This window comes from Micromonospora sp. NPDC023814, from assembly GCF_040639595.1.
Classification (GTDB): Bacteria; Actinomycetota; Actinomycetes; order Mycobacteriales; family Micromonosporaceae; genus Micromonospora.
Genome location: NZ_JBFAAF010000257.1, coordinates 1 through 1,105, shown reverse-complemented (window position 1 = coordinate 1,105; position 1,105 = coordinate 1). Strand labels below are relative to the sequence as shown.

Genomic DNA, 1,105 nt, shown 5'->3' with positions numbered 1-1,105 from the left:
GTGTCGTGGAGCAGGTCCCAGGTGAAGATCAGGATGCGCCGCCAGTCGCTCCGCTCGGACCGGGCGGGGCTGTCCGGCGCGGCCGACAGGTCCAGCAGTCGCCGCACCGCGACCAGGTCCGCCTCGCTGAACCCGTCCCCGAACACCCCGGCCGCCACATGCGCCGCCGCCCACAGACGAAGGTCGCCCGGAGCCGACACCCCGGTCACCCGCGCCACCAAACCGGCCCAACCACCCTGACCGGCACCGGCCAGACTCCGCAGCCGGGCCAGCAGCCGCGGCGTCTGCACCCGCTCGTCGGTGAACGTGAACACGTCAGGCTGCGCGAAGAATCCCAACGCCCCGACCAGGTCCGGCGACCGCCGCACCACGTCCTGCAACTCCGCCAGCGTCGGCGAGTGGTCGAACGAAGCCGCCACCTCGGCCAGCACCGCAACCCGCCCGGTGTCGAAGACCAGCCCAGGCACCGATCCAGGCGACTCGCCCAGCACAACACGAACGAGCGCTTCCAACGAGTCCCAGTAGAGACCCCCCGACAGCGCGACCAGTCGTGCGGGCCCTACCAGATCCGCCTCGACGAAGTCGGGCCCGACGATCGCCGCCGCCAGGTAGGACACGCCCCGGACAATCCGCTCGGCATCCAGCCCATCGGGAACACCGATCGCCGCCGCCAACCCGGCAAACGACCCGTGCCGCCGCCTCAACTCTTCAACACGCCACTCCAACCGGTCGATGTCCACCCGCACCGGCGCCGAGTTCGCCCCGGCATACCTGTCCGCGGGCTGGGCGAACCGCACCGGCTCCCAACTCGAACCGGCACCCTGCACCCGCGCGTTCGGGAACCACCGCCGCAGCTCCTGCACCACCTCCGGCAACAGCTCCACCGCGGACGCGTCCACCGCCTCAACCCGAGCCCGCGTCGCCGGATTGATCCGGATATGCAAACTCTCCACCGCCGCCCGGGCAACCCGCGACCGCGACCCCTCCGGCACACCCTGCAACTCAGGCACCAACAACGACAGGTCCAACCGCGACCCATCCCTCGCCAACCCCGCCTCAGACGCCGCCTCACCCAACGGCACCAGCAACGCCGCCGCGCCCCGCC

At 71.6% G+C, this 1,105-nt stretch carries 1 protein-coding gene; it reads right to left on the bottom strand.

Features of this window, described 5'->3' with window-relative positions:
- Positions 1-899: hypothetical protein (locus tag AB0G14_RS35850; RefSeq protein WP_357705277.1), on the bottom strand; the 899-nt coding region annotated here is incomplete at its 3' end.
- Positions 900-1,105: the final 206 nt, after the last annotated feature.